21 protein-coding genes are annotated in these 22597 nt (G+C 72.8%); 11 read left to right on the forward strand and 10 right to left on the reverse strand.

What is annotated here, in order from left to right:
• The first annotated feature begins 36 nt into the window (after positions 1 to 36).
• Both ACFW6A_RS13525 and ACFW6A_RS13530 read left to right on the forward strand, forming a co-directional pair.
• Positions 37 to 459: a MerR family transcriptional regulator gene (locus tag ACFW6A_RS13525; protein WP_351848951.1), complete on the forward strand. Its 423-nt coding sequence runs from the start codon at positions 37 to 39 to the stop codon at positions 457 to 459.
• On the forward strand, positions 456 to 1472 hold the full coding sequence (locus ACFW6A_RS13530; RefSeq protein WP_351848948.1) for an aldo/keto reductase: 1017 nt from the start codon (positions 456 to 458) through the stop codon (positions 1470 to 1472). The genes ACFW6A_RS13525 and ACFW6A_RS13530 overlap by 4 nt, the downstream gene beginning before the upstream one ends.
• A 20-nt stretch (positions 1473 to 1492) precedes the next feature.
• Here ACFW6A_RS13530 and ACFW6A_RS13535 read toward each other — a convergent pair whose 3' ends face one another.
• The 7 genes from ACFW6A_RS13535 to ACFW6A_RS13565 form a co-directional block, all read right to left on the reverse strand.
• Positions 1493 to 2779 carry an acyltransferase gene (locus ACFW6A_RS13535; protein WP_386640510.1) on the reverse strand — a complete coding sequence of 429 codons (1287 nt, stop codon included), beginning with the start codon at positions 2777 to 2779 and terminating at the stop codon, positions 1493 to 1495.
• On the reverse strand, positions 2776 to 3759 hold the full coding sequence (locus tag ACFW6A_RS13540) for an alpha/beta hydrolase (RefSeq protein WP_386640513.1): 984 nt from the start codon (positions 3757 to 3759) through the stop codon (positions 2776 to 2778). Before ACFW6A_RS13540 ends, ACFW6A_RS13535 begins: the two co-directional genes overlap by 4 nt.
• A 139-nt stretch (positions 3760 to 3898) precedes the next feature.
• Positions 3899 to 4576 (reverse strand): response regulator transcription factor, encoded by a 678-nt coding sequence (locus ACFW6A_RS13545; RefSeq protein ID WP_351848942.1) that lies wholly within the window; start codon positions 4574 to 4576, stop codon positions 3899 to 3901.
• 248 nt (positions 4577 to 4824) lie between these two features.
• Complete coding sequence (locus ACFW6A_RS13550; RefSeq protein ID WP_351848940.1) at positions 4825 to 6162, reverse strand: sensor histidine kinase; 1338 nt, start codon at positions 6160 to 6162, stop codon at positions 4825 to 4827.
• A gap of 104 nt (positions 6163 to 6266) precedes the next feature.
• The gene (locus ACFW6A_RS13555) at positions 6267 to 7142 is read right to left on the reverse strand and encodes a DUF4429 domain-containing protein (RefSeq protein WP_351848937.1); all 876 of its coding nucleotides are present in this window, start codon (positions 7140 to 7142) and stop codon (positions 6267 to 6269) included.
• Between the two features lie 74 nt (positions 7143 to 7216).
• Positions 7217 to 8431, reverse strand: a complete 1215-nt coding sequence (locus ACFW6A_RS13560; protein ID WP_351848935.1) for an alpha/beta hydrolase — start codon at positions 8429 to 8431, stop codon at positions 7217 to 7219.
• Between the two features lie 72 nt (positions 8432 to 8503).
• Entirely contained in the window at positions 8504 to 9184 is a 681-nt protein-coding gene (locus tag ACFW6A_RS13565) for a TetR/AcrR family transcriptional regulator (RefSeq protein WP_386640518.1), read from the reverse strand.
• A gap of 253 nt (positions 9185 to 9437) precedes the next feature.
• On the opposite strand from ACFW6A_RS13565, the gene ACFW6A_RS13570 reads away from it, so the two are divergent.
• Together ACFW6A_RS13570 and ACFW6A_RS13575 are read left to right on the forward strand one after the other, a co-directional pair.
• Positions 9438 to 10931: an MFS transporter gene (locus ACFW6A_RS13570; protein WP_386481278.1), complete on the forward strand. Its 1494-nt coding sequence runs from the start codon at positions 9438 to 9440 to the stop codon at positions 10929 to 10931.
• Positions 10932 to 11053: 122 nt separating this feature from the next.
• A complete protein-coding gene (locus tag ACFW6A_RS13575; RefSeq protein ID WP_386640521.1) occupies positions 11054 to 11473 on the forward strand; it encodes a peptidase inhibitor family I36 protein in 420 nt (139 codons plus the stop codon).
• Here ACFW6A_RS13575 and ACFW6A_RS13580 read toward each other — a convergent pair.
• Positions 11454 to 12296, reverse strand: a complete 843-nt coding sequence (locus tag ACFW6A_RS13580) for a potassium channel family protein (RefSeq protein ID WP_386481267.1) — start codon at positions 12294 to 12296, stop codon at positions 11454 to 11456. The two genes, ACFW6A_RS13575 and ACFW6A_RS13580, sit on opposite strands and share 20 nt — an antisense overlap.
• Before the next feature lie 119 nt (positions 12297 to 12415).
• Entirely contained in the window at positions 12416 to 15148 is a 2733-nt protein-coding gene (gene aceE, locus ACFW6A_RS13585; RefSeq protein ID WP_351848920.1) for a pyruvate dehydrogenase (acetyl-transferring), homodimeric type, read from the reverse strand.
• Between the two features lie 443 nt (positions 15149 to 15591).
• Here aceE and ACFW6A_RS13590 point away from each other — a divergent pair, with 443 nt between their 5' ends.
• The 6 genes from ACFW6A_RS13590 to ACFW6A_RS13615 all read left to right on the forward strand — a co-directional run bounded on the left by ACFW6A_RS13590 (position 15592) and on the right by ACFW6A_RS13615 (position 20164).
• Entirely contained in the window at positions 15592 to 16014 is a 423-nt protein-coding gene (locus ACFW6A_RS13590) for a DUF3052 domain-containing protein (protein ID WP_043226321.1), read from the forward strand.
• Between the two features lie 171 nt (positions 16015 to 16185).
• The gene (locus ACFW6A_RS13595; protein ID WP_030756479.1) at positions 16186 to 16644 is read left to right on the forward strand and encodes a peroxiredoxin; all 459 of its coding nucleotides are present in this window, start codon (positions 16186 to 16188) and stop codon (positions 16642 to 16644) included.
• Between the two features lie 165 nt (positions 16645 to 16809).
• Entirely contained in the window at positions 16810 to 17385 is a 576-nt protein-coding gene (locus ACFW6A_RS13600) for a TerD family protein (RefSeq protein ID WP_030495317.1), read from the forward strand.
• 142 nt (positions 17386 to 17527) lie between these two features.
• Positions 17528 to 18103: a TerD family protein gene (locus ACFW6A_RS13605; protein ID WP_043226324.1), complete on the forward strand. Its 576-nt coding sequence runs from the start codon at positions 17528 to 17530 to the stop codon at positions 18101 to 18103.
• 29 nt (positions 18104 to 18132) lie between these two features.
• Positions 18133 to 19281 (forward strand): DUF475 domain-containing protein, encoded by a 1149-nt coding sequence (locus ACFW6A_RS13610; RefSeq protein ID WP_386640526.1) that lies wholly within the window; start codon positions 18133 to 18135, stop codon positions 19279 to 19281.
• Positions 19282 to 19426: 145 nt separating this feature from the next.
• Complete coding sequence (locus ACFW6A_RS13615) at positions 19427 to 20164, forward strand: Tellurium resistance (protein WP_351853210.1); 738 nt, start codon at positions 19427 to 19429, stop codon at positions 20162 to 20164.
• Between the two features lie 38 nt (positions 20165 to 20202).
• Here ACFW6A_RS13615 and ACFW6A_RS13620 read toward each other — a convergent pair whose 3' ends face one another.
• Entirely contained in the window at positions 20203 to 21099 is an 897-nt protein-coding gene (locus tag ACFW6A_RS13620) for a TerD family protein (protein WP_386640529.1), read from the reverse strand.
• A 319-nt stretch (positions 21100 to 21418) separates the two neighbouring features.
• On the opposite strand from ACFW6A_RS13620, the gene ACFW6A_RS13625 reads away from it, so the two are divergent.
• The gene (locus ACFW6A_RS13625) at positions 21419 to 22594 is read left to right on the forward strand and encodes an HpcH/HpaI aldolase/citrate lyase family protein (RefSeq protein WP_351853206.1); all 1176 of its coding nucleotides are present in this window, start codon (positions 21419 to 21421) and stop codon (positions 22592 to 22594) included.
• Positions 22595 to 22597 lie beyond the last annotated feature (3 nt).

A 22597-nucleotide genomic window follows, 5' to 3' on the forward strand; every position in this document is an offset into this window, starting at 1 on the left:
TGCTTCGAGTGCACTCCAAGGTTTTAGCGTGGGGGCATGAGCGTGATCGAGAGCACGAGCACGGCCCGGCCGCCGGCCACCCGCAAGGACCGCTACACGATCAGCGAGGTCGCCGCCCTGACCGGCCTCACCGCGCACACCCTGCGCTGGTACGAGCGGATCGGCCTGATGCCGCACGTCGACCGGTCGCACACCGGACAGCGCCGCTTCACCGAGCGGGACCTCGGCTGGCTGGCCTTCGTCGGCAAGCTGCGGCTCACCGGCATGCCGGTCGCCGACATGGTCCGCTACGCCGAGCTGGTCCGCGCGGGCGAGCACACCCACGCGGAGCGCCGGGCCCTCCTGGAGGACACCCGCCGCGACGTCCTGTCCCGGATCGCCGAACTCCAGGACACCCTCGCCGTGCTCGACCTCAAGATCGACCACTACGGAACCATCTGCGGAGGAACTCCCTCATGAGCGAGAAGATCGACACCGTACGCCTCGGCCAGGACGGCCCCGAGATCGGCGTCCAGGGCTTCGGCGCCATGGGCATCAGCGAGTTCTACGGCGCCACCGACGAGGCCGCCGCCCGCGACACCCTCGACGCGGCCCTGGAGGCCGGCGTCACCCTGATCGACACCGCCGACATCTACGGCAGCGGGGCCAACGAGGAGTTCCTCGCCCCCTTCGTCGCCGCCCACCGCGACGACATCGTCCTCGCCACCAAGTTCGCCATCGAACGCGACCCCGCGCGGGCCTCCTACCGGGGCGTCCGCAACGACCGCGCCTACATCCGGCGGGCCGTCGAGGGCAGCCTGCGCAGGCTCGGCACCGACACCATCGACCTCTACTACATGCACCGCCGCGACCCGGCCGTGCCCTTCTCCGAGTCCGTCGGCGCGATGGCCGAGCTGGTCGCCGAGGGCAAGGTCCGCCGGCTGGGGCTGAGCGAGGTCACCGGACCGGAGCTGCGCGAGGCGCACGCCGTCCACCCCATCGCCGCCCTCCAGTCGGAGTGGTCGCTCTTCTCCCGCGACGTCGAGCGCTCCGCCGTGGCTGCCGCCGCCGAGCTGGGCGTCACCTTCGTCCCGTACTCGCCGCTCGGCCGCGGCTTCCTCACCGGCTCCTTCGCCGACGCGGGCAAGGACCTCCAGGACGGCGACTTCCGCCGCCACCAGCCCCGCTTCACCGGCGAGAACGCCGAGCGGAACGCCGCCCTCCTCGACCCGGTCCGGAAGATCGCCGCCGCCCACGGCGCGACCCCCGCCCAGATCGCCCTCGCCTGGGTGCAGCAGCGCGCCGCCGTCCACGGACTGACCGTCGTCCCCATCCCCGGCACCCGCAAGCGGTCCCGCCTGGAGGAGAACGCCGCCGCCACCCGCATCACCCTCACCGACGCCGAACTCGCCGCCCTGGAACCCCTCGCGGGCCTGGTGGCGGGCGACCGCTACCCCGACATGAGCCTCACCTCGGCGGCCCGCGAGGGCTGACCCGGCCCGCCCGGGCCCGCTCACGCGAGGCCCAGGGCGAAGACCGCGAAGCCCGTCGCGAGCAGACCCGCGAGCGCGCGGCGGGCCGGTCCGGTGCGCGCCCACGGCGACTCGAAGCCGCGCGCGTACCGGCCGATCAGCACGAGGAGGCCCGCGAAGACCGGCATCCAGGCCAGCCGGGCCAGGATCCAGCCGACCGAGTCCGGCGCCCCGACGAGCCCGGGCACCTCGCCCAGGTACGAGGCGGGGACGGCCGCGGCGAGCATCGCCGTCTGGTGCCAGCACAGGATCGTCATCGCCGACAGGTTGATCACGACGACCGGCGCCCACAGCACGGGCCGCGCCAGCCACCGGCCGAGCCGGTCCCGCAGCAGGATCGCGGCCCCGCTCTGGAGCGCGGCGAGCGCGAGGACCAGCAGCGACGGCGGGTGCGAGTTGGTCCGGGCCTCCCCGGGCACGCCGACCATCGAGGCCGGGTAGCCGAAGACCAGCAGCAGCGCCGCGAAGAGCGCTGCCCCGCCGAGCAGCAGCGCCCGGGCGTGCCGGCGGCGCACCCGGCCCTCGCCCCAGGCGGCCCCGAGCTGGTACGCGAAGAGCCAGCCCGGCAGGATGTTCAGCAGGCTCAGCCAGGACGGCACGGCGTCCGCGTACGGGCCGTACCGCAGGAAGTCCACGACGGCGACCGAGCCCAGCAGCGGGGCCGCCGCCCACACCCCGAACCGGCGCGCGGCCCGCACGCACAGCGGGGTCAGCGCCGTCACCACCGTGTACACCCCGACGAACCACAGTGGCTGGATCACCAGCGTGGACGCCGTCCGCAGGGTGTCCACCGGCACCCCGAACCCGTGGTGGAGCAGCGGCAGCAGCACCGCCCACACGGCGGTCACCCCGAGCACCGGCCGGCCGAGCCGGGCCAGCCGCCCGCCGAGCCAGGCGCGCGGGGTGCCGGTCCACCGGCGGAAGGAGAGGGCGGAGGCGTAGCCGCCGACCAGGAAGAAGATCCCCAGCATCTGGAGGACCCAGCTCGCCGGGGCGAGCGCGCCGAAGGCCGCGAGCGGCGAGGCGTTGTGGATCGCGCCGTCGCCGGAGAGCGTGAACCCGCCGAGCAGCCAGTGCCCGGTGGGCACCGCGAGCAGCGCCAGGGCGCGCAGCCCGTCCACGGCCCGGTCGCGGTGGGCGGGGGTGCCGGCCTCGATCCTCCGCACCAGGGCCTTCACCGGGGCGAGGGCCCGGGCGGGGGTGCGGGGCCCGGCGGGGGAGGGGGCGGGAGCGGGGGCGGGTGTGGCGGCGGGAGCGGAGGTCTTCATCGGACGTCCCCCGCGGCGATCGCGGCGAAGGCGCGCAGCGAGGAGGTGCCGGGCGCGAGGTAGCCGTCGTGGCCGTCCGCGTCCCCCGCCTCCACCGGGCGGGCGCCGAACTCCGGCGCCGTGGGGTCGGTGCCGTGCCCGAGCCCGGCCACGGCCACGTTCGGCACCCGGTCGATCCAGTCCGTCGGGTCCTTCGCCGCCCACACCCGGGCCGTCGTCCGCAGCGCGGCCGCGTTCTCCGCCCGCATGCCGGGGGAGCCGAACACCACCAGGTCCCCGGCCTTCAGCTCGTGCGCCGCGAGCCCGCAGACCACCGAGCCGTAGCTGTGGCAGAACACGGACGGCTCGGGGCGCACCCCGGCGGCCCGCAGCCCCTCCGCGAAGCGGACCAGCCGCTCGGCGCCCGCCTCCGCCAGCTCGCCCGAGGCGGCGTCGAGCCCGACGCCGACCGGGGTGGTGTAGCCGGCCCAGGCGACGACCGCCGTGCGCCCGCCGGTCGCCTCCCGCAGGGCGGTGGCCTTCCGGGTCAGGGAACCCATCCGCCCGGCATCGACGTCGGAGCCGGGCACCAGCACCGCCACCCGCCCGGCCGTCGCCAGGTCCCCGTAGACGAGGACCGCCTGCCCCCGGCCGCGCGGGTCGTGCGCCAGGACCTGGGCCCCCGGGTACCGTCCTTCCGCCGTGCGGGAGTTGGCCGCGTACCGCAGCTCCAGCGGCGCCCCGTCCAGGTTCCCGACCACCGTCGGGTGCTCCCGCACGAGCCGCCGCCGCTCGGCGGGGCCGAGACCGGCGAAGAAGCGGGCGATCCCGGCCGGGTCCGTCCGCGCCGGGTCCGGCAGGCCCTCGGCCCGCCACTCGGCGGTCCCGGGCGGCGGCCCGGTGACCGGCTCCTGGGCCGTCCCGGACGCCCAGCCCGCCGTTCCCGCCACGGCCGCCGTCACCATGACGGCGGTCACCAGGATCCTCGTGATGCGGCGCATGCCCGCCCTCCCTCTCTCGTCGTCGGCGAGAGGAAGGTAGGAAGACGGTGGGTGACGGCACGTCACGCCGGGGAGCCAACTCCCGTGCCATACCGGGGTAGGGGGTGGACGAGGAGCCGTCCCCCGGCCCGGGGTGGGGCTAGCCCCCGGGGGTCACCAGGCCCGACTCGTAGGCGAAGACCACCGCCTGCGCGCGGTCCCGCAGGTCGAGCTTGGCGAGCACCCGCCCGATGTGGGTCTTCACGGTCTGCTCGGCGAGCACGAGCCGCTCCGCGATCTCCTGGTTGGACAGGCCCCGGGCGATCAGTTCCAGCACCTCGGTCTCACGGGGGGTCAGCCCGTTGAGCCGGAGCGCCGTCACGTCCTTGCGCGCGGCGGGCCGGGTGGCGGCGAAGTCGGCGATGAGCCGGCGGGTCACGGACGGCGCGAGCAGCGCGTCGCCCGCGGCCACGACCCGTACGGCGGCGATCAGGTCGGCCGGCGGCGCGTCCTTGAGCAGGAACCCGGACGCCCCGGCCCGCAGCGCCTCGTACACGTAGTCGTCGACGTCGAAGGTGGTCAGCATCAGCACCCTGGGCCGGTGCGTCACCCCGGCCGGCGGGTGCAGGATCTCCCGCGCCGCCGCCAGCCCGTCCAGCTCCGGCATCCGCACGTCCATCAGCACCACGTCGGGGTGGACGGCCCGCGCCACCTCGACCCCCTGCCGCCCGTCCGGCGCCTCACCGACCACGTCGATGTCGCTCTGCGCGGCCAGCAGCGCGGCGAACCCCGCCCGCACCATGGCCTGGTCGTCCACGATGATCACCCGAATGGTCACACGGCACCCTTGCTCGCTCGACGTCCCCGACACCGCCCGACCCTAGACCCCGCCCGCGCCGCCGCCCCCGCCGCGGTTCCGCCCGCGGCCGGGCTGCGCCTGCGGCCGGGTTCCGCCCGCGGCCGGGTTCCGTCCGCGGGCGGGCTCCGCCCGCGCTCGGGCGTCGCTCCGGTCCCGGCGCCGTTTCGCGTCCGGGCGTCGCTCCGGTCCCGTTCCGGTCCCGTTTCGCGTCCGGCACCGGGCCCGCGTCACGCCGTCGCGTCCGTGGCCTCCGGGCCGAGGGGGAGGCGGGCCGCGACGCGGAAGCCGCCGTCCGGGAGGGGGCCGGTGTCGAGGGTGCCGCCGGTCAGGCGCACCCGCTCGCGCATGCCGACGAGGCCGTGGCCGGTGCCGGCGCCCTCCAGCGGTGAGACCGGCTCCGCGGCGGGGCCGTTGACCACCAGGACCATCAGCCGGCCGGACCCGTCCGCGCGCACCGACACCCGGGTCGGGGCGCCCGGCGCGTGCCGCACCACGTTGGCGAGCGCCTCCTGCACGATCCGGTAGGCGGAGAGGCCCACCGCCTGCGGGACCCCGGTCCGCCCGTCGGCCAGCTCCGCCGCGAGCGACAGCTCGGCGGGCAGGCCCGCCCGTACCGTCGCCTCCACCAGCTGCTGGAGCCGGTCGAGCCCGGGCTGCGGGGCCCGCTCGCCCTCCCCGCCGTCGCTGCGGAGCACCGCGAGCAGCCGCCGCATCTCGGCCAGCGACTCCCGCGCGCTGCCCGCGATCGACGCGAACTCCTCGCGGGCCGCCTCGGGAAGTTCCGGGATGCGGTACGGAGCGGAGTCCGCCTGCACCGTGATCACCGACATGTGGTGGGCGACGACGTCGTGCAGCTCGCGGGCGATCCGGGCCCGCTCCTCCAGGAGCGTGCGGCGGGCCCGCTCGGCCTCGCTGATCGTCTCCTGCTCGGCGAGCCTGCGCTGGGCCTCGCTCCGCGCCCGTATCGCGGAGGTGAGCAGCAGCAGCACCCCGCTGAGGACGAAGAGCAGCGTGGTGACGCCCGTGTCGCCGTACGGCCGCACGATCTCCAGGAGGTAGCCGGCCGCGCCGGTCGCGAACCACACCCCGATGAGGGTGCGGCGCGGCTCGCGCAGCCCGAGCGCGAGCATCAGCGCGCAGTACCCGACGACGACCGGCGGGGTCCACGGCCACAGCTGGGCACGGGGCCCGTCGGAGGCGAGGAGCACGAGCGCTCCGGAGACGTCCGCGGGCAGCACCACCCACCAGGCCTGCAGCGGCCGGGTGGTGGCGAGCAGCAGCGGCGCGGTCTGCGCGGTGGCGAGCGCCCCGGCGAGGGCGCCGGGCACGTCGTAGTCGTTGATGAGCAGATGGACGGTGACCGGGAGCAGGGAGGCGACGAGCGCGACCCCGATCCCGTACGGCAGCAGCCGCGCCCACCACGAGGACGCGTCCGCGAAGGGCGCGGAGCCGGGCGCGGCGGGCACGGCGAAGGCGGCCTCCAGCGCCTGGACGGCCTTCCTCGACCAGCCCTTGAGCCGTACCGCGAGCCGCCGCGGCGCCGACCGCTTCTCGATCGCTCTCATGACGGGTCAGCCTAGGTTTCCCGGCCCGGTCCCGTCGTCGTACCAGGGGTGACGATCGCGGATCGGACCCCGGTACGACACCCGGCCCCCTCCGCCGCCCGCCGTCACAGCTCGGCCAGCAGTTCCGTCTTCTTCGCCGCGAATTCCTCGTCCGTCACCAGGCCCGCCTGGTGCAGTTCGCTCAGGTGGCGAATCCTTTCAGCGATGGCCCCGGGATCCCCGTGCGCCGCGCTGCGCACCCCCGCGGGCACGGGAGCGCGGTCCTTGGCGCGGATCGCCGACAGGACGGCCGCCGCGAACGGGAGGGAGTCGTGCACCGGGCCGTAGCCGAGCCCGAAGACGACCGACGCCGGGTCGTGGTCGGGCCGCTCCGTCCGGGGCGCGCCGCCCCGGGGGAGCAGCCGCAGGAACCCGCCGGGGGAGTCCGGCGAGCGCCACTCGACGCCGCTCAGCTCCCGCAGCGCGAAGACCTGGTCGCCCGTCTTCCACTTCTCCGACGTGGCCATCGTCGAGGACCAGCGGAAGGTCACCTCGGACGACCCGTCGAACGTGGCCTTCCCGTCGTACGCCTTGAAGGAGAGCGGCCCCTGCGGCGCCGCGACGAGGAAGCCCGTGTCGAAGCGGTCCTCCGGGTCCGCGGGCGCGGGCGGGATCACCGCGGCCAGCTCGTCGCGCAGCCGGGCGGCCGGCTCCTCCCGGTCGGCGGGCAGCGCCAGCCGGTACGGGTCGCAGGTCTCCTTCAGCTGCCCGGCCGCCGCCTCCATCAGGGGATCGGCGCCCGGCCGCGGCACGGCGTGCAGGACGACGGTGCCGCGCCGCCCCGGCGTGAGCGTCGCCGAGGCCAGCGCCTCGTACGGCACGCGTCGCTCGCGCAGCGCCTGGAACAGTCTCGGCGTACGGATCCCCCGTTCGAAGCGGATGACGAGGGCGTCGCTCTCGAACTCCCAGGTGGCATGAATTCCGGCCAGCACATCACCCATACGCCTCATCGTAAGCGGCGCGTGGCCCTGCGTCGCCCCTCGGAACTGTCAGGAAATTCCGTGATCTACGCGCGTCAGAGACCGGTGCCGCCGGAGATTCCCCCGTGGCACGCGCTGTCGGCACGTGCGCAGACGACCCGCCCGAAGGCCCCGGCGCCTATCGCCGCGAAATTGCCGAGGCTCTCCGTGCCCGGCTCGAAATAGCCGCTGTGCCCGGCCGCCCCGGCCGCCGAGACCAGCCGCGCGCCGAACTCCGGCGCCACCGGGTCCGCCCCGTGCCCGACCCCGCCGAGCTCCAGGTGGGGGACGTCCGCGATCCAGTCCCCGGCGTCCCGCATCGCCCATATCCGGGCCCGGGTGCCCAGCTCGGCGGCCGTCTCCACCCGCATCCCGGGGCTGCCGGCCACCGTCAGGTCGGTCACCCGCTCCGGCAGCCGGGGCGCGGCGATCCCGCAGAGCACGGAGCCGTAGCTGTGGCAGAAGAGCGCGACCCGGGACTTCCCCGGCAGGCCCTCGGTCAGCCGGACGAGGCGGTCGGCGCCGTTCGCGGCGAGCCGTCCGGTCGCCGCGTCCACGCCCACCCGGGCGGGCGCGGTGTAGCCGGCCCAGGCGATGACCGCGACCCGGGCGCCGGGCGCGGCGCGCCGCTCGGCCTCGTACAGGGCGCGCGCCATGCCGACGGGGGCGGTGTACCGCCCGTGGGTCTTCTGGAAGGTGAGGAGGTGGGTGTCGACGCCGGGCACGACGACCGACACCCGCCGGGCCCGCTCCAGGTCGCCCAGCACCTCGGCCGCCCGCCCGGTGCCGGTGGGGTCGAAGGCGAGGATCCGGCGGTCGGGGTCCAGCAGGGACACGAAGCGGTCCACCCGGCGGCGGGCCTCGCGCCGGCCCTCGGCGGAGAGCCGGGGGTCGTCGAGCCGGGGCCGCTCGGCCGCCAGCGCGCGGGTGAGGCCGATCCGGTTGGCGCGGTAGCGCAGGGCCGGCGGGGCCCCGTCGAGATTGCCGACGACGAAGGGGTGGCGCACCGCGAGGCCTTCGGCGCGGGCCGGGCCGAGCGCGGCGAACCAGGCCGCGACCGTGCGGGGCGGGGCGGTGACCGGATCCGGCGGCGGGGCGTCGCCGATCCGCTCCCGCGCCCAGTCGGCCAGCGCGGCCTCCATGGAGGGGCCCGGCACCGGCCGGTGCCGGATCGTGGTCCACCCGGTGGTGGCCAGCATCACGAGGACGACGCCCAGCGCGAGGAGGGTGCGCAGGACGGCGAGGGACGGCGGGACGTCGGCGGAGGTCACGGGCGCACACCCTAGACGGCCGAGATGACGCGCCCGGCCCCGCGGTCTCCGGAGGGGCCCGCTCCGGCCGCCTCAGCGGGGCGGCGGGGCCTCCCGCCAGTGCAGCGAGAGGGCCGGGCCGAGGTGGTCCAGGTACCACTCGGTGAGGGCCCGGATCCCCTCCAGGGTGCGATCGGGCCCCTTGCCCCACATCTGTCCGGTGACCCGCATCACGCCGCTGAAGGCGGCCACGGCGATCCGGGGCCGCGGGTCGGCGTCCACGTCGAGCCCCTCGCGGCGGGCGACGACCCGGGCGATGGTCTCCTCCATCTCGCTGGACCGGCGCAGGTGCGCGGCGAGCAGCGCCGGCGTCGACTCGATCATGAAGAAGGTCCGCAGATAGAGGTCGACCGGGACGACCTCGTCGATCGCGTCGCCCACGCCGTCCCACGCGGCGAGCACGGCGTTGCGCATCGCGTCGAAGGGGCCCTCCCCGGGCGGGCGGACGGTCAGGGCGCGGACGAACTCCTCCTCCACCATCCGCTGGACGGCGAAGGCGACCTCCTCCTTGGAGGCGAAGTAGCGGAAGAAGGTGCGCTGGGAGACCTCCACGGCCTCGACGATCTCGTCGACGGTGGTCCGCTCGTACCCCTGGGTGGTGAAGAGCTCCAGGGCCACCCGGACGAGCGCGTCGCGGGTGCGCTGCTTCTTCCGCTCGCGCAGGCCGGGCGCGGACGGTCCGGGGGCGGACGGTCCGGGCGCGGACACGGTCAAAGGACTCTCTTTTCGGCCGATTACGGGAGCTTCTTCCTGCTCAGCGTACCTGTGAGCTACGTGACAGTTACCGACGCGTGAATCACTTTGTCAATTGTCAGTGGCTGTCACTAGCCTCGTTCCCATGACTAGTCAGACCACCGTGGAAAAGGCCCCGCAGGGCCAGGGGGGCGTCCGGGAGCCAGGTCCGGCCCCGGCGAAGGGCCTGCGCGGCCACCCCTGGCTGACTCTCTTCGCCGTCGCGGCGGGCGTGATGATGGTCGCGCTCGACGGCACCATCGTCGCGATCGCCAACCCGGCCATCCAGGCGGACCTCGGCGCCACCCTGGACCAGCTCCAGTGGATCACCAACGGCTACCTGCTCGCGCTCGCCGTCGCGCTGATCACCGCCGGCAAGCTCGGCGACCGCTTCGGCCACCGCCAGACCTTCCTCATCGGCATCGCCGGCTTCGCCGCCGCCTCCGGCGCGATCGGCCTCTCCGACTCGATCGCCTTCGTGATCGGCTTCCGGGTGCTCCAGGGCCTCTTCGGCGCCCTGCTGATGCCCGCCGCGCTCGGCCTGCTGCGCGCCACCTTCCCCGCCGAGAAGCTGAACATGGCCATCGGCATCTGGGGCATGGTCATCGGCGCCTCCACCGCGGGCGGCCCGATCCTCGGCGGCTTCCTCGTCGAGCACGTCAGCTGGCAGTCCGTCTTCTTCATCAACGTGCCCGTCGGCGTCGTCGCCCTCGCGCTCGGCCTGATCATCCTGAAGGACCACCGCGCCGAGAACGCGCCGCGCTCCTTCGACGTCCTCGGCATCGCGCTGCTCTCCGGCGCGATGGGCCTGCTCGTCTGGAGCCTCATCAAGGCGGGCGCGGACTGGGGCTGGACCAGCGCCAACACCTGGGGCTGCCTGCTCGGTTCGATCGTGCTCTTCGCCGTCTTCGCCGTCTGGGAGACGAAGGTCGCGGAGCCGCTCATCCCGCTCGGCATGTTCCGCTCCGTGCCGCTCTCGGCCGGCGTGGTCCTGATGGTCCTGATGGCCTTCGCCTTCATGGGCGGCCTCTTCTTCGTGACCTTCTACCTCCAGGGCGTGAAGGGGCTCGGTCCGATCGACGCCGGTCTGCGGCTGCTCCCGCTGACCGCGATGATGATCGTCTCCTCGCCGCTGGCCGGCGCGCTCATCACCAAGTTCGGTCCGCGGGTGCCGCTGGTCGGCGGCATGGTCTGCACGGCCGCCGCGATGTTCGGCATGATCTCGCTCTCGGCCGGCACGAGCACGCTGACGATGTCCCTCTGGTTCGCCCTCCTCGGCCTGGGCCTCGCCCCGGTCATGGTCGGCGCCACCGAGGTCATCGTCGGCAACGCGCCGCTGGAGCTGTCCGGCGTCGCCGGCGGTCTCCAGCAGGCCGCCATGCAGGTCGGCGGAGCGCTCGGCACCGCGGTGCTCGGCGCGGTCATGTCGTCCAAGGTCGCCGGCGCCTTCGAGGGCAACTGGAAGGAGGCCGGCATCCCCGTCCCGGCCGACCCGCGCCTGGAGGAGGCCGCCGAGTTCGGCATGGCCCCGCAGGAGATGGCGCAGGCGCCGGGCATGACCCCGGACCTCTTCGCCAAGATCTCCGACGTCATCCACGACACCTTCCTGCAGGGCATGGGCCTGGCCTTCACCGTCGCCGGTGTCGTCGCCGTGGTCGCGGCGCTGGTCGCCACCCTCACCAAGCGCGGCGAGAACGCGCAGGCGGGCATGGGCGGCGGGCACATCTGACCCCGAGGTCCCCTGGGGGCCGTCACCCGTTCGAAGGAACGGGGGCGGCCCCTCTTCCGTTCGGCGGGTCACGTCGTCCATGCTCGTGATTACAGAGAGTGACGAAGCGGGGGATGATCTGCATGAACGCGAATACGACGGCCGTCCTCACGGGGATGGCCGCACTGCTCTTGGCCGCCCTCCCGGCGACGGCCGCACCGGCCGCACCGGCCGCGGGGACCGCCCAGGCCCCGGCCGCCGCACCGGCCGCGGGGACCGCGCTGGGCGCCTGCGGGCCCGGGAGGCTCTGCCTCTGGCCGAAGCCCGACTTCAAGGGCAGGGCGTGGACGTACGAACTGGCGACGACGGACCTCGACAGCTGCGTCGCCCTCCCGGCCGGCGGCTCGGCCCAGTCCCTCGCCGTGCGCACCGGCCAGCCGGTCACCACGTACCAGTCGGCGGAGTGCGCGGAGACGGGCGAATTCGAGACCTACCCGGGCCGGGGCACCTGGATCCCGCAGGCGCCCTACGAGATCAGAGCCTTCAAGCTCTGGGAGCGCTAGCCGCCGGCCCCGCCCCGGTGCCGGCCGGGGCCCCCGGTGCCTCCTCCGGTACGCCCCCGGGGCCGCCTCCCGGCGCGGTCTGCGGCGGCACCGGGGCCGAGAGCCGGGCGACCTCGGCGCGGAGCTCGCGGACCTCCCGGGTCAGGGTCTCCAGGAGCTCCGTCTGGCGGCGCTCCTGCGCGTCGTCCCGCTCGAAGCGGGAGATGAACCAGGCCGCGATGTTGGCGGTGACCACACCCAGCAGGGCGATGCCCGACAGCATCAGCCCCACCGCGAGCACCCGCCCCAGCCCGGTCGTCGGCGCGTGGTCGCCGTAGCCGACCGTCGTCATCGTGGTGAAGGACCACCACACGGCGTCGCCCAGGGTCCTGATGTTGCCGTTCGGCGCGTCCCGCTCGACGTGCAGCACCGCCAGCGAGCCGAACATCATCAGCCCGACCACCGCGCCCGCCACATAGGTGGTGAGCGTTATCTGCGGCGCCATCCGGGCCCGCCGGCCCACCAGGAGGAGGGTGGAGACCACCCGCAGCAGCCGCAGCGGCTGCACCAGCGGCAGCAGGACCGCGAGGAGGTCGAGGGGGTGGGAGCGGACGAAGGCCCAGCGGGACGGGGCGAGCCCGAGCCGGACCGCGTAGTCCACCGCGAAGGCCCCCCACACGCCCCACTCGACCCAGGAGCACAGGCGGTGCACCCAGGGCTCGGCGCCGGGCGCGACGATCGGCACGGCGTACGCGATGCCGAAGGCCACCGCGAGCACCAGCAGCGGGGTCTGGGTGCGCTCTTCCCAGCGGACCTTCGGAGGGCGCTCCTTCTTCACGGACATGCGGGGCATCGTAAGGAATGCCGAAGGGCGGCGGGACCACCGGTCCCACCGCCCCTCACCAGGCGCTACGCCCGTCCGGCCGTGACGCACGCGCGGGCGTCACGGCCCTCGGGGGCGCGTCAGGCGTCGCCGCCCGCCGGACCCGGGTCGGCGGCCGCCACGTCCAGCAGCTGGTAGCGGTCCACCGCCTGCTTCAGGACCGCGCGGTCCACCTTGCCGTCGCGGGCCAGCTCGGTCAGCACCGCCAGCACGACCGACTGGGCGTCGATGTGGAAGTACCGGCGGGCCGCCCCGCGGGTGTCCGCGAAACCGAAACCGTCCGCACCGAGGGAGGTGTACGAGCCGGGGATCCAGCGGGCGATCTGGTCCGGCACCGAGCGCATCCAGTCCGAGACGGCCACGAAGGGCCCCTCGGCGGCCTGGAGCTTGCGGGTGACGTACGGGACGCGCTGCTCCTCGTCCGGGTGGAGCAGGTTGTGCTCCTCGACCGCCACCGCCTCGCGGCGCAGCTCGTTCCAGGAGGTCGCGGACCAGACGTCGGCCTTGACGTTCCACTCCTCGGCGAGGATCCGCTGCGCCTCGACCGCCCACGGGACGGCGACGCCGGAGGCCATGATCTGCGCCGGGATCGCACCGGCCCCGGCGCGCTTGAAGAGGTGGATGCCCTGGAGGATGCCCTCCACGTCCACGTCCTCCGGCTCGGCCGGGTGCTGGATCGGCTCGTTGTAGACCGTCAGGTAGTAGAAGACGTCCTCCGCCCGGGGGCCGTACATCCGGCGCAGACCGTCCTTGACGATGTGCGCGATCTCGAAGCCGAACGCCGGGTCGTAGGCGATGCACGCCGGGTTCGTCGAAGCGAGGAGGTGCGAGTGGCCGTCGGCGTGCTGGAGGCCCTCGCCGGTCAGCGTGGTGCGGCCGGCGGTGGCGCCCAGGACGAAGCCGCGCGCGAGCTGGTCGGCCATCTGCCAGAACTGGTCGCCGGTCCGCTGGAAGCCGAACATCGAGTAGAAGACGTAGACCGGGATCAGCGGCTCGCCGTGGGTGGCGTAGGCCGAGCCGGCGGCGATCAGCGAGGCGGTGCAGCCCGCCTCGGAGATGCCGTCGTGCAGCATCTGGCCGCTCGGGGACTCCTTGTAGGCGAGGAGGAGTTCACGGTCCACCGCCTCGTACTGCTGCCCCAGCGGGTTGTAGATCTTGGCGCTCGGGAAGAAGGAGTCCATGCCGAAGGTGCGGTACTCGTCCGGCGCGATCAGCACGAAGCGCTTGCCGATCTCCTTGTCCCGCATCAGGTCCTTCAGCAGCCGGACGAAGGCCATCGTGGTGGCGATCGACTGCTGGCCCGAGCCCTTGCGGACCGCCGCGTAGGTCTTGTCGTCCGGCAGGGCCAGCGGCCGGGACCGCACGACCCGGGTCGGCACGTAGCCGCCGAGCGCGCTGCGGCGGTCGTGCATGTACTGGATCTCCTCGGAGTCCCGCCCGGGGTGGTAGTACGGCGGCAGGCCGGACTCCAGCTCCTTGTCGGTCACCGGGATGTGCAGCCGGTCGCGGAAGCGCTTGAGGTCGTCGACCGTCAGCTTCTTCATCTGGTGGGTGGCGTTGCGGCCCTCGAAGTTGGGGCCGAGGGTCCAGCCCTTGACCGTCTGGGCCAGGATCACCGTCGGCTGGCCCTTGTGGGCCTTGGCCGCCGCGTAGGCCGCGTAGATCTTCTTGTGGTCGTGGCCGCCGCGGCCCAGGTGGAGGATCTGCTGGTCCGACATCGACTCGACCATCGCCCGCAGCCGGTGGTCGTCGCCGAAGAAGTGGTCGCGGATGTACGCGCCGGTCTCCGTGGCGTACGTCTGGAACTGTCCGTCCGGCGTGGTGTTCAGCCGGTTGACCAGGATGCCGTCGCGGTCCTGTGCGAGCAGCGGGTCCCAGGAGCGGTCCCAGATCAGCTTGATGACGTTCCAGCCGTTGCCCCGGAAGATCGACTCCAGCTCCTGGATGATCTTGCCGTTGCCGCGGACCGGGCCGTCGAGCCGCTGGAGGTTGCAGTTGACGACGAAGGTCAGGTTGTCGAGGCCCTCGCGGGCCGCGATGGAGAGCTGGCCGAGCGACTCGACCTCGTCCATCTCGCCGTCGCCGAGGAAGGCCCACACGTGCGACTTGGAGGTGTCGGCGATCCCGCGCGCCTCCATGTACCGGTTCATCCGGGCCTGGTAGATCGCGCCGAGCGGGCCGAGGCCCATCGAGACCGTCGGGAACTCCCAGAAGTCCGGCATCAGCCGCGGGTGCGGGTAGGACGACAGGCCGTTCGGGTACTTCGACTTCTCCTGGCGGAAGCCGTCCAGCTGGGTGGCGCTCAGCCGGTCCAGCAGGAAGGCGCGGGCGTAGATGCCGGGGGAGGCGTGGCCCTGGAAGAAGATCTGGTCGCCGCCGTCGCCCTCGTCCTTGCCCCGGAAGAAGTGGTTGAAGCCCACGTCGTAGAGGGAGGCCGAGGAGGCGAAGGTGGCGATGTGGCCGCCGACGCCGATGCCCGGGCGCTGGGCGCGCGACACCATCACGGCCGCGTTCCACCGGGTGGCGTTGAGGACCTTGCGCTCGATCTCCTCGTTGCCGGGGAAGAAGGGCTCGTCCTTGGTGGCGATGGTGTTGACGTAGTCCGTGCTGCGCATCTCGGGCACGGCCACCCGCTTCTCGCGGGCGCGCTCGATCAGCCGGAGCATCAGGTAGCGGGCCCGCTCGCGGCCCCGCTCGTCGACGGCCGCGTCGAGGGAGTCGAGCCACTCCTGGGTCTCTTCCGGGTCGAAGTCCGGGACCTGGCTGGGAAGGCCGCCAATGATGATCGGGTTGCGATCGGATCCGGGAGCCACGCTGTTCCTTCGCTGGTCGGGGGGAGCCCCAGGAGGGAGGGGAGCCCCGTGGAGGCCGGGATGTCCGAGGCCGGGGACGTCCATCGTGTACCCGGCTGGCGGCACACGTCATCTTTACCGAGAGGTACTCCTCCCCGCGCCTCCCCGCGCGAGAGGTGCGGTCAAATCGCAACCTTACGCCCAATCCGCGCATGCGTTCCGGCAATGCGTTCGGCAGACTGAAACCGTAGAAGCCCGCCAAGCGGGACGAATCGTGCACCCTTGGTCACGGAGAGCTGTCGAAGGACGCCGGAAGTTGCGGTGAGACGGCCCCAAACGTCACCGTTTCGGCGGTCTCCACGGCCGGGTACTTGCGCGATCCGCCCCGTCACGTGTGGACTACGGCCAGCGCCGCGCGCATGCGCGGCCCGAGCATTTTCCGATACATGATCAGGAGGCAAGCCGTGAGCGCGACCGCGGACCACGCGGAGGAGCGGACCAACCCGGCGGCGAGGCTGGGGTTCGAGCCCGGACAGGTGGTCCAGGAGATCGGCTACGACGACGACGTCGACCAGGATCTCCGCGAAGGCATCGAGTCCACCATCGGCCAGGAGCTCGTGGACGAGGACTACGACGACGTCGCCGACGCCGTCGTCCTCTGGTTCCGTGACGAGGACGGTGATCTCACCGACGCCCTGGTGGACAGCATCGGTCTGCTGGAGGACGGAGGCAACATCTGGTTGCTGACGCCCAAGACCGGACGCGACGGCTACATCGAGCCGAGCGACATCAACGATGCCGCGCAGACCGCTGGTCTCTCCCAGACCAAGAGCATCAGCGTCGCCAAGGACTGGACGGGCACCCGCCTGGCCGCCCCCAAGCGCTGATCCCCTGCTGCGCGAAGCCCCCGCCGTCGCCACGGCGGGGGCTTCGCGCGCCCCCGGGGCGTCCCGGAGGCGCCCCGAGGGGCTTCGGCGGGGCCCCCGCGGCCCAGGCCGTAGGGTGGGGTTCACCGGTTCGGCCCAGAGGCCGGGCCCCGTCGAAGGGATGCGTACGCGATGGCGATCGAGGTCGGCACCAAGGCCCCCGATTTCGAGCTCAAGGACAACCACGGGCGCACCGTGCGGCTCTCCGACTTCCGCGGCGAGAAGAACGTGGTGCTGCTCTTCTACCCCTTCGCCTTCACCGGCGTGTGCACCGGCGAGCTGTGCGAGCTCCGCGACAACCTGCCGAAGTTCGTCAACGACGACACGCAGCTGCTCGCGGTCTCCAACGACTCCATCCACACCCTGCGCGTCTTCGCCGAGCAGGAGGGCCTGGAGTACCCGCTGCTCTCCGACTTCTGGAAGCACGGCGACGCCTCCCGCGCCTACGGCGTCTTCGACGAGGAGAAGGGCTGCGCCGTCCGCGGCACCTTCATCATCGACAAGGAGGGCGTCGTCCGCTGGACGGTCGTCAACGCCCTGCCGGACGCCCGCGACCTCGACGCGTACGTGAAGGCCCTCGAAACCCTCTGAGCCCTCCGGGCCGCAGCCGGAATCGGGCGGTGTCGGCCGACACCCCCGATTCCCCGGGCGAATCGCCTGTTTCGACGGGGAACCCGTCACTAGGATCCAGACGTTGATCCGATGCCAACGCACGACCGGGGGCGCTGCCCCTGGAAACCAATGATGGAGGGACTCGTGGGAGTCAGCCTCAGCAAGGGCGGCAACGTCTCGCTGACCAAGGAGGCCCCTGGCCTCACCGCCGTGACCGTCGGTCTGGGCTGGGACGTCCGCACCACCACCGGTACGGACTTCGACCTCGACGCCAGCGCCATCCTGGTGAGCGAGGCCGGCAAGGTGCGCAACGACCAGGACTTCGTCTTCTTCAACAACCTCAAGAGCGCCGACGGTTCCGTCGAGCACACCGGTGACAACCTCACCGGTGAGGGCGAGGGCGACGACGAGCAGGTCAAGGTCAACCTGGCCGGCGTCCCGGCCGACGTGGCCAAGATCGTCTTCCCGGTGTCCATCTACGACGCCGAGAACCGCCAGCAGTCCTTCGGCCAGGTGCGCAACGCGTTCATCCGCGTCGTGAACCAGGCCGGCGGCGCCGAGATCGCGCGGTACGACCTCTCCGAGGACGCCTCGACCGAGACCGCCATGGTCTTCGGCGAGCTGTACCGCCACGGCGCGGAGTGGAAGTTCCGCGCGGTCGGCCAGGGTTACGCCTCGGGCCTGCGCGGCATCGCGCAGGACTTCGGCGTCAACGTCTGAGCCGCACACCCACAGGGCCGTCCGGGCCGGGCCGTCGCGGCCCGGGACCGGACCCCGCCCGCCGACGTCCGGCGCCGCACTCCTCGTGCGGCGCCGGACGTGCCTCATGGCAGCAGCATCCACCGGGGAGGAACCGAACACCATGGGCGTCACGCTCGCCAAGGGAGGCAACGTCTCCCTCTCCAAGGCCGCACCCAACCTCACCAAGGTCCTCGTGGGCCTCGGCTGGGACGCGCGGTCCACCACCGGAGCCCCCTTCGACCTCGACGCCAGCGCCCTGATGTGCCAGGCCGGCCGGGTGCTCGGTGACGACTACTTCGTCTTCTACAACCAGCTGCGCAGCCCCGAGGGTTCGGTCGAGCACACCGGTGACAACCTCACCGGAGAGGGTGACGGCGACGACGAGTCGCTCGTCATCGACCTGACCCGCGTCCCGCCCCAGTGCGACAAGATCGTCTTCCCGGTCTCGATCCACGACGCGGACAACCGCGGCCAGACCTTCGGCCAGGTCAGCAATGCCTTCATCCGCGTGGTGAACCAGGCGGACGGGCAGGAACTGGCCCGCTACGACCTCTCCGAGGACGCCTCCACGGAGACGGCGATGATCTTCGGCGAGCTCTACCGCTACAACGGTGAATGGAAGTTCCGCGCGGTCGGTCAGGGGTACGCGTCCGGACTGCGGGGCATCGCTCTAGACTTCGGGGTCAACGTTTCGTAAAGCCGCGTTATCACACAATGGGGTAGGCAGTGCTTCTGAAAACCTTCGGCTGGTCGTTCGCGATCACCGCCCTCGGCCTCGTCGCCGCGGTGTTCTACGGGGGGTGGGAGGCGTTCGGGATCGTCGCGATCCTGTGCATCCTCGAGATCTCGCTCTCCTTCGACAACGCGGTGGTCAACGCCGGCATCCTGAAGAAGATGAATGCCTTCTGGCAGAAGATCTTCCTCACCGTCGGCATTCTGATCGCCGTCTTCGGAATGCGGCTGGTCTTCCCCGTCGTGATCGTCGCGATCAGCGCCAAGATCGGCCCCATCGAGGCCGTCGACCTCGCGCTGAACGACGCCGACCGCTACCAGGAACTGGTCACCGACGCGCACCCGTCGATCGCCGCCTTCGGTGGCATGTTCCTGCTGATGATCTTCCTCGACTTCATCTTCGAGGACCGCGACATCCAGTGGCTGCGCTGGATCGAGCGCCCGCTCGCCAAGCTCGGCAAGGTCGACATGCTGTCGGTCTGCATCGCGCTGATCGTCCTGCTCGTCACCTCGATGACCTTCGCGACCCACGCCCACCAGCACGGCGGCGCCCACGTCGACAAGGCGCAGACCGTCCTGATCTCCGGCATCGCCGGCCTCATCACGTACCTCGTCGTCGGCGGTCTCTCCGGCTTCTTCGAGAACAAGCTCGAAGAGGAGGAGGAGCGCGAGCACGAGGTCGAGGAGGAGGCCAAGCGCAGCGGCAAGAAGGTCTCCGCGGTCCAGCTGGCCGGCAAGGCCGCCTTCTTCATGTTCCTCTACCTGGAGGTCCTCGACGCCTCCTTCTCCTTCGACGGCGTCATCGGCGCCTTCGCCATCACCAACGACATCGTCCTGATGGCCCTCGGCCTGGGCGTCGGCGCCATGTACGTCCGGTCCCTCACGGTCTACCTGGTCAAGCAGGGCACCCTGGACGACTACGTCTACCTGGAGCACGGCGCGCACTACGCCATCGGCGCCCTCGCCGTCCTCCTCCTGGTCACCATCCAGTACGAGATCAACGAGGTCATCACCGGCCTCATCGGCGTCGTCCTGATCGCCTGGTCCTTCTGGTCCTCCGTCCGCCGCAACAAGGCGCTCGCGGCGGAAGAGGGCGGCTCCGGCTCGTCGGACGACAAGGCCGAGGTGAGCTCCGGGGTGTGACACCCTGCTCCCCGGTGTGCGCCCCGCCACGGGGTGTGACGGCGGGGACAATGAGGAACGCTTCCCTGCGGGGCGGCCGGCGCGTCCGGCCGCCCCGCGGGCGTGTGGGCGGGCAAGGCGACCGATCTGTGGGGGGTGGGGCCCGATGGCCTTCTGGGACAACCTGATTCCGGGACGAGCGACGTCCTTCGACACGGGGGTGGGCGCGTCCCACACCATCGACCTGACCAGGCGCCGCCCCTCGGTCTCGCTCGCCAAGCAGGGCGGCGCCACCGGCAACCTGCGGGTCAACCTCTCCTGGCGGATGCGGACCTCCGACATCGAGGGCCGCTCCCGGCAGAGCGGCCGGCTGCTGCGCAACCCCGCCCAGTTCTTCAAGCCCGAGGTCGTCCAGGCCCACACCCAGGGCATGGTCAACGTCGACCTCGACCTCGGCTGCCTCTACGAGCTCAAGGACGGCAGCAAGGGCGTGGTGCAGCCGCTCGGCGGCTTCTTCGGCGACCTCAACGCCGCCCCGTACGTGAAGCTCAGCGGCGACGACCGGTTCGGCGCCCCCTCGGGGGAGACGATCTTCGTCAACCTCGACCACAAGGACGAGATCAAGCGGCTGCTCTTCTTCGCGTACATCTACGACCAGACCCCGGCCTTCGACCGGACCCACGCCAAGATCACGCTCTATCCGAGCAACGGCCCCAGGATCGAGATCGAGCTCGACGAGCGCGCCCCGCAGGCCCGCTCCTGCGCCGTCTTCTCCGTGGACAACAGCAAGGGCGAGCTGCTGGTCCGGCGCGAGGTCCGGTTCGTCTACGGCTTCCAGGCCGAGCTGGACCGCCTCTACGGCTGGGGACTCCAGTGGGGCCGCGGCTACAAGTCCAAGACGTGACGGCGGCCCCCAGCGGCTTACCTGGGGCCGCCCGGCGGTCACCGGTGCTGGAACTGCGGCCCCATCGGAGGCATCCGGAACTCCGGGACCGGCTCGGGGCCGTGCCCGGCGTGCACCGGCTGCGGATAGCCGTACGCGGGTCCGGGGCCCGGCACCGGCTCCTGCGGGTAGCCGTAGGCGGGCTCCCGGTCGGGCCGCGGCGGCACGGGCGGCGGCGTCGGCACGGGGGCGTGGGCGACGGTCGCGTCGAGGTCCGGGTGCGCGGCGGAGCCCGTACCGGCCCCGGCGGCGGAGGCGTCGACCAGCGCCGTCCCGGCGGGCGCGGGATCGGCGGGGGCGGCTCCGGAGGTCCCGTCGGCGGCTCCGGCCGCACCCTCCGGCTCCTCGTCGACCGAGATGCCGAAGTCCGTCGCCAGGCCCACCAGGCCGGTCGGATAGCCCTGCCCGACCGCGCGGAACTTCCACCCGTCGCCCCGGCGGTACAGCTCGCCGCAGATGACCGCGGTCTCCTCGCCGGTCTCCGCCGTCACGGCGAAGGACGCCAGCGGCTCCCGCTCGGGCGCGGCCGTGGCGTCGTACAGGAAGATCGTCAGGTCCGTCACCGCGCGGAAGGTGCCGCCGTCCGAGGAGGCGGCGAGCACCACCCGGTCGACGGCGGGGTCGAGCGCGGCGAGGTCGGCCTCGACCGTGTCCGTCAGCCCCTCGGCCACCCGCTTCTTCGGCAGCCGCCGCACCAGGCCGGAGGGGTGGCGCGGCTGGTTGTAGAAGACGAAGTCCTCGTCGGAGCGGACGCGCCCGTCGGGCCCCAGGACCAGGGCCGAGGCGTCCACGTCGGGGACCCCGGGGCCCGGGGTCCAGCGGAGCACGGCCCGTACGGCCGCGGTGTCGAGAGGGACGTTGGAGCCCTTCAGCATCGCGTGCGTCATGACGGCCATCCTGCCCTCCTGCCCGACCGGGGGACAACGCGGGGGCGCCACGGGTAGCGGAGCGGCCCCCACCGCTCGTCCGGCCGGCCGTGCTCCCCGCCCCCGCCGGGCCGCCCGCGGGCCGCACGCGACCGGTGGAGCCGGGGCGGGCACCTGACGGAATCGGGGGAGAGGGGGAGGGCGGGAGGGAGGGAGTGGACGGGAGGGAGGGGGCGGACGGGGGAGGGTTACCTGGATTTCATGTGCGGTGGGAACTACGGACACCCGCACCTACGTACTATTACCGGCCACATGTCTTCAGGCCCAGGGAAGCAGACGGGGGACTTACATGCGTCATTTCGGGCACATCCCGTCCGCGGCACGGAGCGGGCTGTTCCACCGCGAGCCGGCCGACTTCACCGCCGACTCGCCCGCCCGCACGCTCGCGGTCGCCCTCGGCGCCACGCTCTACAGCCCCGCCACCCGGCCCCGGCTCGCCGACGCCGTCCGCAAGCAGGCCGCCCGCGGCGTCGTCTCCATGGTCCTCTGCCTGGAGGATTCGATCGGCGACGCCGACGTCGAGGCCGGCGAGGCCAACCTGGTCCAGGAGTTCCGCGACCTCGCCGACGGACGGGACGCGGGCGGCGCCGACGTGCCGCTGCTCTTCATCCGCGTCCGCGAACCGCGCCAGATCACCGACCTCGCCGCCCGCCTCGGCGACACCGTCGGCCTGCTGTCCGGATTCGTACTGCCCAAGTTCACCGAGGCCCGCGGCAGCGCCTTCCTCGAAGCCCTCGTCGAGGCCGAGCGCGCCACCGGCCGCCGCCTCTACGCCATGCCCGTCCTGGAGTCCCCCGAACTCCTCCACCTGGAGACCCGGGCCGACACCCTCGCCGGCATCGCCTCGATCACCGACAAGTACCGCGACCGCGTCCTCGCCCTCCGCCTCGGCGTCACCGACTTCTGCTCCGCCTACGGGCTCCGCCGCTCGCCCGACATGACCGCCTACGACGTCAAGGTCGTCGCGCACGTCATCGCCGACGTCGTCAACGTCCTCGGCCGCGCCGACGGCACCGGCTTCACCATCACCGGACCCGTCTGGGAGTACTTCCGCCCCGGCGAGCGCATGTTCAAGCCCCAGCTGCGCCGCAGCCCCTTCCTGGAGGGCCGCGCCGAGGACCTGCGCACCGCCCTCATCGAGCACGACATGGACGGCCTGCTCCGCGAGATCGAGCTCGACCGCGCCAACGGCCTCCTCGGCAAGACCTGCATCCACCCCACCCACGTGCTGCCCGTCCACGCCCTGTCCGTGGTCAGCCACGAGGAGTGGAGCGACGCCCAGGACATCCTCCGGCCCGAACGGGACGGCGGCGGAGTGCTCCGCTCCGCCTACACGAACAAGATGAACGAAGTGAAACCGCACCGGGCCTGGGCCGAGCGCACCCTGCTGCGCGCCGAGGCCTTCGGCGTCGCCCGCGAGGACGTCGGTTTCGTGGAACTGCTCACCGCCGGCCTCGCCGGCTGACGA

The organism is Streptomyces sp. NPDC058758 (genome assembly GCF_042746075.1).
Taxonomy (GTDB): domain Bacteria; phylum Actinomycetota; class Actinomycetes; order Streptomycetales; family Streptomycetaceae; genus Streptomyces.

What these genes read in the sequence shown, in the direction of transcription:
- ACFW6A_RS13580 (WP_386481267.1), bottom strand. Translation starts at nt 12,296, where the DNA reads ATGTCCGTGAAGAAGGAGCGCCCTCCGAAGGTCCGCTGGGAAGAGCGC.
- ACFW6A_RS13620 (WP_386640529.1), bottom strand. Translation starts at nt 21,099, where the DNA reads ATGGCCGTCATGACGCACGCGATGCTGAAGGGCTCCAACGTCCCTCTC.
- ACFW6A_RS13575 (WP_386640521.1), top strand. Translation starts at nt 11,054, where the DNA reads ATGAACGCGAATACGACGGCCGTCCTCACGGGGATGGCCGCACTGCTC.
- ACFW6A_RS13550 (WP_351848940.1), bottom strand. Translation starts at nt 6,162, where the DNA reads ATGAGAGCGATCGAGAAGCGGTCGGCGCCGCGGCGGCTCGCGGTACGG.
- ACFW6A_RS13525 (WP_351848951.1), top strand. Translation starts at nt 37, where the DNA reads ATGAGCGTGATCGAGAGCACGAGCACGGCCCGGCCGCCGGCCACCCGC.
- ACFW6A_RS13605 (WP_043226324.1), top strand. Translation starts at nt 17,528, where the DNA reads ATGGGCGTCACGCTCGCCAAGGGAGGCAACGTCTCCCTCTCCAAGGCC.
- ACFW6A_RS13570 (WP_386481278.1), top strand. Translation starts at nt 9,438, where the DNA reads ATGATGGTCGCGCTCGACGGCACCATCGTCGCGATCGCCAACCCGGCC.
- ACFW6A_RS13555 (WP_351848937.1), bottom strand. Translation starts at nt 7,142, where the DNA reads ATGGGTGATGTGCTGGCCGGAATTCATGCCACCTGGGAGTTCGAGAGC.
- ACFW6A_RS13535 (WP_386640510.1), bottom strand. Translation starts at nt 2,779, where the DNA reads ATGAAGACCTCCGCTCCCGCCGCCACACCCGCCCCCGCTCCCGCCCCC.
- ACFW6A_RS13625 (WP_351853206.1), top strand. Translation starts at nt 21,419, where the DNA reads ATGCGTCATTTCGGGCACATCCCGTCCGCGGCACGGAGCGGGCTGTTC.
- ACFW6A_RS13530 (WP_351848948.1), top strand. Translation starts at nt 456, where the DNA reads ATGAGCGAGAAGATCGACACCGTACGCCTCGGCCAGGACGGCCCCGAG.
- ACFW6A_RS13615 (WP_351853210.1), top strand. Translation starts at nt 19,427, where the DNA reads ATGGCCTTCTGGGACAACCTGATTCCGGGACGAGCGACGTCCTTCGAC.
- ACFW6A_RS13540 (WP_386640513.1), bottom strand. Translation starts at nt 3,759, where the DNA reads ATGCGCCGCATCACGAGGATCCTGGTGACCGCCGTCATGGTGACGGCG.
- ACFW6A_RS13595 (WP_030756479.1), top strand. Translation starts at nt 16,186, where the DNA reads ATGGCGATCGAGGTCGGCACCAAGGCCCCCGATTTCGAGCTCAAGGAC.